Source organism: Bradyrhizobium sp. PRIMUS42, assembly GCF_023006515.1.
In the GTDB taxonomy this organism is placed as follows: domain Bacteria; phylum Pseudomonadota; class Alphaproteobacteria; order Rhizobiales; family Xanthobacteraceae; genus Bradyrhizobium.
Genome location: NZ_JALBGZ010000234.1, coordinates 1 through 8,551, shown reverse-complemented (window position 1 = coordinate 8,551; position 8,551 = coordinate 1). Strand labels below are relative to the sequence as shown.

8 protein-coding genes and 1 pseudogene are annotated in these 8,551 nt (G+C 63.4%); all 9 read right to left on the bottom strand.

Annotation, left to right across the window (positions count from 1 at the left end):
- Positions 1-247 (bottom strand): annotated as a pseudogene (locus MOV75_RS18525) (sugar phosphate isomerase/epimerase); the annotation flags it as partial.
- Positions 247-1,437: a dihydrodipicolinate synthase family protein gene (locus MOV75_RS18520; RefSeq protein ID WP_246924598.1), complete on the bottom strand. Its 1,191-nt coding sequence runs from the start codon at positions 1,435-1,437 to the stop codon at positions 247-249. The gene MOV75_RS18520 and the pseudogene MOV75_RS18525, both read right to left, overlap by 1 nt.
- Before the next feature lie 123 nt (positions 1,438-1,560).
- A complete protein-coding gene (locus MOV75_RS18515) occupies positions 1,561-2,712 on the bottom strand; it encodes a Gfo/Idh/MocA family protein (RefSeq protein WP_246924594.1) in 1,152 nt (383 codons plus the stop codon).
- A 5-nt stretch (positions 2,713-2,717) separates the two neighbouring features.
- Positions 2,718-4,106 (bottom strand): hypothetical protein, encoded by a 1,389-nt coding sequence (locus tag MOV75_RS18510; RefSeq protein ID WP_246924590.1) that lies wholly within the window; start codon positions 4,104-4,106, stop codon positions 2,718-2,720.
- A 216-nt stretch (positions 4,107-4,322) separates the two neighbouring features.
- Complete coding sequence (locus MOV75_RS18505) at positions 4,323-5,168, bottom strand: ABC transporter ATP-binding protein (protein WP_246924587.1); 846 nt, start codon at positions 5,166-5,168, stop codon at positions 4,323-4,325.
- 118 nt (positions 5,169-5,286) lie between these two features.
- Positions 5,287-6,279: an ABC transporter substrate-binding protein gene (locus tag MOV75_RS18500; RefSeq protein WP_246924584.1), complete on the bottom strand. Its 993-nt coding sequence runs from the start codon at positions 6,277-6,279 to the stop codon at positions 5,287-5,289.
- Between the two features lie 57 nt (positions 6,280-6,336).
- Positions 6,337-7,146, bottom strand: a complete 810-nt coding sequence (locus MOV75_RS18495; protein ID WP_246924580.1) for an ABC transporter permease — start codon at positions 7,144-7,146, stop codon at positions 6,337-6,339.
- Between the two features lie 329 nt (positions 7,147-7,475).
- A complete protein-coding gene (locus MOV75_RS18490) occupies positions 7,476-8,183 on the bottom strand; it encodes a TetR/AcrR family transcriptional regulator (protein ID WP_246924578.1) in 708 nt (235 codons plus the stop codon).
- Positions 8,184-8,385: 202 nt separating this feature from the next.
- On the bottom strand, positions 8,386-8,551 hold a 166-nt coding region (locus MOV75_RS18485), incomplete at its 5' end, for a VOC family protein (RefSeq protein ID WP_369010461.1).

The window sequence follows — 8,551 nt, the reverse complement described above, 5'->3', positions numbered from 1 at the left end:
CGCCGCGGCGCGAGGAGTCCGAGGTGAACATGCCGCCGCGGCAATAGCCCGACAGATCGAGGCCGGCATCGCGCACCGTGCGCGCGGCACGCTCGAGACCGACGGATGCGACCTGATCGCGCCAGGGATCGATGGCGCGGATGCCGTGCTTCGCACAGGCATCGATGATCTCGACGAGGTCACCCTGCTTGCGGACCGTCGCCGTGTTCAGCGACAGCCAGCGGTGGTCGGACGAAAAATCGCGCATCAGGATTCGATACCGTGGGTGGCGAGCACGGTCTTCATCCGCTGCGTCGCGAGTTCAGGATTGGCGAGCAGGCCGGCCTTGTCGGCCAGACGGAACAGTTCAGCCAGATGCAGCGTGGAGCGCGTGCTTTCCTGTCCCCCGACCATGGTGAAATGGTCCTGATGGCCGTTGAGATAGGCCATGAACACGACGCCCGTCTTGTAGAAGCGCGTCGGCGCCTTGAAGATGTGGCGCGACAGCGGCACGGTCGGCCCGAGCACGTCGTGGAATCCGGCCTTATCGCCAGCCGCCAGCCGCGACAGCGCGTAGGACGCCGCCGGTGCGATCGCATCGAAGATGCCGAGCAGCGCGTGCGAAAAGCCTTCGCTGTCGCCGGCGATCAGCTCGGCATAGTTGAAGTCGTCGCCGGTATACATCTTGATGCACTTGTCGAGGCGCCGGCGCATGTCGATCTCGCGCTGCTTGTCCAGGAGCGAAACTTTGACGCCGTCGACCTTGGCGGCGTTGCCGTTGATGATCGCGACGGCCGTATCCATGGCCTTGTCGAGATCCTTGGTGCCCCAATAGCCCGACAGTGCCGGATCGAACATGTCGCCGAGCCAATGGATGATCACGGGCTCGCGGACCTGCGACAGCACGCGATCATAAACCTTCGCATAGTCATCGGCGTTGCGCCCGAGTTTTGCCAGCGCGCGCGAAGCCATCAGGATGATGCGACCGCCGACCTTCTCGACCGCCGAGACCTGCTCCTCATAGGCGCGGATCACGTCGTCGAGGCTCCTGGCATCCTCGACCGCGAGATGGTCCGTGCCTGCACCGGAGAACACCAGCGCATTGCGGCGCTTTGCGGCACCGACCGAACGCGTGATCAGCTCCAGCGAAGTCGGCCAGTCCAGGCCCATGCCACGCTGCGCGGTATCCATGGCTTCGGCAACGCCGAGGCCGAGGTCCCAGACATGCTCGCGGAAGGCGATGGTCTTGTCCCAGTCGACGGTGACGGAAAGCCAGGGATCGTTGTCGGCGAAGGGATCGGCGACCGTATGCACGGCCGAGAAGGCGATGCGGTTCAGCGGCCCTTCGAGCTTTGCAGGGAACGTGCGCGAGGCCGCAAGCCGGTAGGTCTCAATGGACCGGTCGGCTTTCGGCAGCTTCAGCGACAACGACGACATCGGTAGGACGGGCTTGTTCATGATTTCAGACCTCTCCCGTCATTGCGAGGAGCGAAGCGACGAAGCAATCCAGAGTCTTTCCACAGAAGCAGACTGGATTGCTTCGCTTCGCTCGCAATGACGACATCATAAGCATCGAAATTGTCAGACCTTGATCGGGGCGACGTCGATCCAGCGCCGCTCCTTCCAGCTCTTCAGCGCGCATTCAGCGAGTTGCACGCCCTTGACGCCTTCGAGCAGCGTGAACTTGTAGGGCGCTTCCTCGTAGACGTGGCGGATGAACATCTCCCACTGCTCCTTGAAGCCGTTGTCGTAGGTGACGTTGTCAGGCAGCTTCTGCCAGTCGCCGTAGAAATCGTGCAGCCGCTTCTCGTCGGGATTCCAGACCGGCCTCGGCGTCGCCTGCCGCGCCTGGATCATGCAGTCGGTGAGACCTGCGACCGCCGAGCCGTGCGTACCGTCGACCTGGAAGGTGACGAGGTCGTCGCGATAGACACGGGTCACCCAGGACATGTTGATGTGGGCGATGACGCCGCCCTCGAGCTGGAACGTCGCGTAGGCGGAATCGTCCGCCGTCGCCTTGTACTTCTTGCCCTGCTCGTCGAAGCGCTCGGGGATGTCAGTGTTGCCGATGCAGACGACGCTCTGGACGTTGCCGAAGAGATTGTCGAGCACGTAGCGCCAGTGGCAGACCATGTCGAGGATGATGCCGCCGCCGTCCTCGTCGCGGTAGTTCCAGGACGGGCGCTGCGCCTCCTGCCAGCCGCCTTCGAACACCCAATAGCCGAACTCGCCGCGCACCGAGAGGATGCGTCCGAAGAAGCCGGAGTCGCGCAGGAAGGCGATCTTCTTCAAGCCCGGCAAGAACAGCTTGTCCTGCACCGTGCCGTGCTTGACGCCCTTGGCATTGGCGAGCTTCACGACTTCGAGCGCTTCCTCAAAATTCGTCGCGATCGGCTTCTCGCAATAGACGTGCTTGCCGGCATTAATGGCCTGGGTCAGCAGGCCCGGGCGCGCCTGCGTGGTCGCGGCGTCGAAAAACATGGTGTCGTTCTTGTCGGCGAGCGCCGCATCGAGGTCGGTGGTCCAGCGCGTGATGCTGTAGCGCTTGGCGAGCGCCTCGACCTTCTCGGCGCTGCGGCCGACCAGGATCGGATCGGGCATCACGCGATCGCCGTTATTCAGGCGGACGCCACCCTGCTCGCGGATCGCGACGATCGAGCGGATCAGATGCTGATTGAGCCCCATGCGGCCGGTGACGCCGTTCATGATGAGGCCGAGGCGTTGCGTGGTCATGCCAATTACTCCTGAAGTGATGTTGGCGGTTCGAGCGGGCGCAGTGCCGACCAGTCCGGATGGACCGCGGTCGCAAAGCCCGTTGCGTTGAGCGATCCCGTCAGGAGACCGCCGTTGCGAATGGAGAGCCGGATGCCCTGCCCGGCATCGGCATAGAGATCGGGATGCGCGGCCGCGAAGGCTTGCGCTTCGGCGGAGGGCGTCTCGCCAAACCCGTCGACATAGTGGTGGCCGTTGCGCTCGGCGTGGGTGACGCCGATGAAGGCACCGAGCGCGAGATCCTGCTGCACGGCAAGGCCCGCCTGGCAGGTGAGGTCCTCCCCGGTCACGATGAACCTTTCGCCGCCCGCGCTCCACTTCGCCGCGCGCGTCGCGTTGACGATGGACTTGTACAGCCCCTTGCAGGACTTCGAGGAAATGCCGCAATAGCCCAGCGCCCGCGCCGCCGGGAATGCATCGTAGGAATCGTCGGCTTCATCGATGATGAAGCCATGCGAAGCCAACGAGCCGAGCGGCGATTGCCGCGTGATGTCGCGCGGCATCGGCTGCTCGACATAGAGCAAGCGCGAGGCGATCGGCCGCAATGCGAGATCATGATCGAGCCGGTCCATCAGCGCGCCCAGCACGGCAAGATCGGCGTACTGCTCGTTGGCGTCGAGCGTCACCTTGGTGTCGCGCCCGAGCGTATCCAGCTCCTTGCCGATCCGCACCAGCCGCGCCGCATCGGCTACAGGATCGCCCGACAGCTTCAGCTTGAAGTAATTTGCACCGGCGTTTTCATGGGCATCGGCAACACCGCCCTCACCTTCGACGGTATCATCGAGGCCAACGGTATGCCTGATGGCAACACGGGGCAGCGGCTTGCGGCTGGAGAGAAACGTGCTGATATCCCTCTCGTTCAGGTCAGGAGACAGCCGCGCGTCGATGCCGGCAATGTTGGCGCCCATTCCGTCGAAGAAGCTGGTCTCGACGCCGCGCAGCAGCGCATCGAGGATCGCCTTGTCGATCTCCGCCGGACCATAGGCCGCCGCAAGCGCCGGAATGTTCTTTTTTGCACAGGTCGCGACCTGGGCACCGATGCATGAGGCGTGGAGGTCAAACGCAGTCAGAAATCCCGTCCGCGCCAGATAAAGCCCGCGCGCGATTTCCAGCGAGCGACGCAAGCCATCGACCGTCTGCGCCGGCGACAGCTCCGGCCGTTTGTCGAACCATTTCGGCACCAGCAGCTCGGCGCTGGCCCCGACCGCGACGCCCCTGCCCTCGACCTCGATCTCGACGCGCACGAACAGCTGCGGCGTCGCGTTGATGGTGACAGCGCCGAAGCGGAACGGCCGCGCGAACTGCACGGGACGTTCGAAGAAGGCGATGTCTCGCAGCTTCAGGCGCGGGGACATGATCTTGCAACGCAGCGAGGTGAACTTGACACGAGCGGTGTAGCCGCGGACGACGCGCCTCTCCCGCTTGCGGGAGAGGTCGGCACGAAGTGCCGGGTGAGGGTTCTATCCTCTTGGGGAGTCTTGCCAGCGGAGACACCCTCTCCCCGACCCTCCCCCGCAAGCTGGGGAGGGAGCGCACCGGCTTGGTGGTGGCTGGCGGCGTATCCCATAATCTCAGTCCAGCGAACCTTGCGAGAAAAAGTGCTTGCGGATGCGCTGCACCAACTCGGTGAAAACAGGGTCGGCCATCACGTCGAGCGAACGCGGGCGCGGCAGCGGCACATCGTAGATCGCGGCGATCGCACCGGGCCGCTCGGTCATGACCAGCACGCGGTCGGCCAGGAACACGGCCTCGGGGATCGAGTGCGTGATCAGCAGAACCGTCTTTTTCGTCTCGCGCTGGATCCGCATCAATTCGACATTCATGCGCTCGCGCGTCAGCGCATCGAGCGCGCCGAACGGCTCGTCCATCAGCATGATCTTGGGATCGTGCACCAGTGCGCGACAAATCGAGGCGCGCTGCTGCATGCCGCCGGAGAGCTGCCAGGGCAGCTTCTTCTCGAACCCTTCGAGCCCGACCAGCTTCAACAGCGCCTTGGCGCGATCGAGATATTTTTGCCGCGGCAAGCGCTTCATGTCGATCGGCAGCATCACGTTGCCGAGGATGTTGCGCCAGGGCAGCAGCAACGCATTCTGGAAGACGATGCCGACATTGCCGTGCGGCGTCGTCACCTTCTCACCCTCGACCAGGATCTCGCCCGTGGTCGGCGGCAGCAGGCCCGAGATCAGCTTGAGCAGCGTGGACTTGCCGCAGCCGCTGGGGCCGACCACGACGAAGAACTCGCCGTCATTGATGTGGAAGTCGAGCGGCCGCAGCGAGGGCACATCGCCATCGCGCGTCCGGTAGGTCTTGGACACGCCGGATAGCTTGATGCCGGATGCATCGCCGGCACGGTCAGACACCAGACGCAGGTGCGCGCTCGGCTGCGCGTCACCTACCGTTTTCGCTGCTGGGGTCATCTCAATTCAACTCGGCAATTATGAACCGTCATTCCGGGATGGTCCGAAGGACCAGACCCGGAATCTCGAGGTTCCGGGTTCGCCCTTCGGGCGCCCCGGAACGACTGTGGTTGTCGACTCACGAGCCACTCTTCGGCAGATAGTCGTTGGTGTAGAAGGCCTTCGGGTTGTCCTTGGCCTTGGCGTCGAGACCACCATATTCGACCATCAGATTGACCGAGTCCGTCATGTTCTGGTCGGTGACCTGGAACGGCCGCTTGCTCTTGGTCTCCGCGGTCCGGTAGAGCGGAATGGTCAGCTCAAAGCCCTGCGTCAGCGTGTCGATCTTGCCGCCCTTGGGATTGGCATCGAGGATCGACTGTGCCGCGGCCTTCGGCTCCTTCTCGGCGGCTTCGACCGCCTTGGTCGTCGCCGACATGAAGCGGCGGACGAGATCGGCATTGGCCTTCACATAATCGGCGTTGGCGATGATGCCTGACGACACCATGTTGATGCCGTAGTCCGCGAACTTGATCGGGTAGACGTCCTTGCCGGTGGCGTCCTTGATCTTCATTGACTGGTCCATGACGTAGCCGAGAAGCAGATCGGCCTGGCCGTTGATGACGGCGTTGAGCTTGGTCTGGCCGTCGCCGGCAACAGTTTTGAAGTCGCTTTCCTTGAGGCCGGTCTTCTTCAGGAACAACGGCCAGATCTGGGTCATGGAATCGGCCGGCGTGATCGCGACCGTCTTGCCCTTGATGTCCTCGGGCTTCTTGATGTTCTTGTCGGCGAAGCCCATGGCGGACATCGGTGAGGTCTGGAGCAGCACGCCGGTCGCAACCACGGGCGCGCCCTTGATCGCGGCGCGCATCATGGTGGGGACGTCGACATAGCCGAAGTCCGCGGTCTTGGCGGCAACCGCCTGCGTGGTCGCGGCCGAGCCGCGGCCTTCCTGGATCTCGAGGTCGATGCCTTCGGCGGCGTAGATACCCTTAGCCTTGCCGTAATAGAACGGCGCGTGCTCACCATAGACGTACCAGTTCAGCATCAGCACGACCTTGTCGGCCGCCTGCGCCGGCATGGCCGCGAAGGTCATCAGCACCGCCGAGACAGCCCCTATCCACCGCTTCATCGTTACTCTCCCTTTGCCGTTGTTGCGTCGGCTGTTGATGGCCGTTCGTTGGTTTAGTTAAGAGGCGAAAATCACGTCCTCACGCTGGCTGACATGCCAGGGAATGACCAGCTTCTCGATCCGGTCCACGACCCAGAACAGGATCACGCCGAGCAGCGCCAGGATCACCAGCGCTGCGAACATCGTCGGCAGGTCGAAGGTGCCGATCGAGCGCTGCATCACATAACCGATGCCGGAATTGGAGCCGACGAATTCGCCGACGACGGCACCCACCACGGCGAGCGTCACCGACACTTTGAGGCCGGAGAAGATCGCGGGCAGCGCGTGCGGCAGATTCACCGCACAAAACACCTGGAAGCGGCTGCCCTGCATCGCACGGGCGAGATCGACCATGTCGGGGTCGACCGACTTGAAGCCCTGAACGGCGGAGACGACCACCGGGAAGAAGCCGAGCAGGAATGCCGAGATGACTTTGGGAATGATGCCGAAGCCGAACCACACCACGAACAGCGGCGCGATCGCGATCTTCGGCACGGATTGCGAGAACACCAGCAGCGGATAGACGTAGCTCTCCACCGTCTTGGACCCCGCGATCAACATCGCGACGGGAATGCCGAACAACGCTGACAGCGCGAAACCGCAGACGGTCGCATAGGTCGTCGGCCAGGACTGGCGCAGCAGTTCCGGCCATTCCGTGCGCAGCACTGCGACGACATCGAGGGGCGCCGGGATCTGGTAGGCGGGAATCCTGAACAGCCGGATCGAAAGATCCCAGGCGACCACGATGAAGACCAGGAACAAAAACGGCCGAATCCAGGCCGCATTCAGCATCCTGGACACTGCACCTTGCTGCTTCAGCTCGGCCAATTCTCACTCCCGGCATTCTTGTCGTTGGCGGAGAAATTAACCCGTTGGATAAATACTGTCCAGAGCTTTCCCTGTGACGTTTTGCGGCGGGTTCCGGGCTGTTGGGGTGAGTATCCGCACTGGCGCTCCTTGTCCCGGCCGCGCTGCAGCGCTCTTGCGTGCTGCGCTGCGTCCGGGGCACGGGACCGCCCACTCTCAGTGTCATTCCCCGCGAAAGCGGGGTCCAGTACGCCGCGACTTCACCGTATCCGCTGGCGCCTCTGGAATACGGGATCGCCCGATCAGGTGTTCAAGTCGGGCGATGACAGCGGAGGTTGGGGAAACAGCGACTAAGCCGTCTGAACGACCGCGCTGCGCGACTTTGGCGCTTTCGCGATCTCGAACAGCGCGACCGACTGCCCCGTCAGCGCCGCGAGGACGAGGCCCACCATGTGTGCCAGGCGCTCGTCCTTGGCCTTCTTATCCAAGAGATCGCGGCCGAAGATCACGCTGAGCGTCGCGGAGTTCGAGAGATAGAAGAAGCACAGCCCTGCGATGGAGATGTAGAGCTGCACCGGATCGACCGAGACCTGGAAATCGCCGCTGTCGACGCCGCGGTGCACCACTGTGCGGATCATCTCGACGAAGGGCGAGTGCATCGACTTGACCTTGGTCGACTTCTTCAGGTGCTTTGCGCGCGCGAGGTTCTCGGTCTGAAGCAGCGACAGGAATTCGGGATTGCGCAGGAAGTAATTCCAGGTGAACTCGATCAGGCGCCTGATGGCCTCGGGCGGGTCGAGATGTTCGAGATCGAGCCCGCGCTCCTCGCTGCGGATCTTGTCATAGGCGCCTTCGAGCACCGCCAGATAAAGCTCGTCCTTGTTACCGACGTGGTAGTAGAGCATGCGCTTGTTGGCGCCGGCCTTGGCCGCGATGCGGTCGACGCGCGCGCCGGCAAGGCCATGGGCGGAAAATTCCTGCTTGGCGGCTTCGAGAATGCGCAGCCGCATCCCCTCGGGGTCACGCTGCCATTTCAGAGTTCGCTTTGCCTTCGCCAAACCGGGGTGCTCGCTGGGTGCTCTAGTGACGCATGTAACACGCGCACGGGCGTTTGAGAACGATCTCGTGCCCCGGACGCAAGCCTCATAGGGTGGGCAAAGGTGCACTTGCGCGCCCACGTCTTCGCATCAATTGGGCCAAGACGTGGGCACGCTCCGCTTTGCCCACCCTACGAAGGGTTCGAACGGAGGGCGCGGCGCGCTACTCCACCGGCTTCGGCGAGCGCTCCAAGAGCACCGTCTGAATCCCGCAAGTGCCGTTCCGTACCGTCATGATCCGCGTGCCGGGCTTGCGGCCCTTGCGGACTTCGGTGACGTCGAGGCCTGCGGCGATCAGGCGGGCGCGCGTTGCGTCGATGTCGGCGACG

Coding starts and splice junctions, on each gene's coding strand:
- MOV75_RS18515 (WP_246924594.1), bottom strand. CDS start 2,712: ATGACCACGCAACGCCTCGGCCTCATCATGAACGGCGTCACCGGCCGC.
- MOV75_RS18500 (WP_246924584.1), bottom strand. CDS start 6,279: ATGAAGCGGTGGATAGGGGCTGTCTCGGCGGTGCTGATGACCTTCGCG.
- MOV75_RS18505 (WP_246924587.1), bottom strand. CDS start 5,168: ATGACCCCAGCAGCGAAAACGGTAGGTGACGCGCAGCCGAGCGCGCAC.
- MOV75_RS18520 (WP_246924598.1), bottom strand. CDS start 1,437: ATGAACAAGCCCGTCCTACCGATGTCGTCGTTGTCGCTGAAGCTGCCG.
- MOV75_RS18510 (WP_246924590.1), bottom strand. CDS start 4,106: ATGTCCCCGCGCCTGAAGCTGCGAGACATCGCCTTCTTCGAACGTCCC.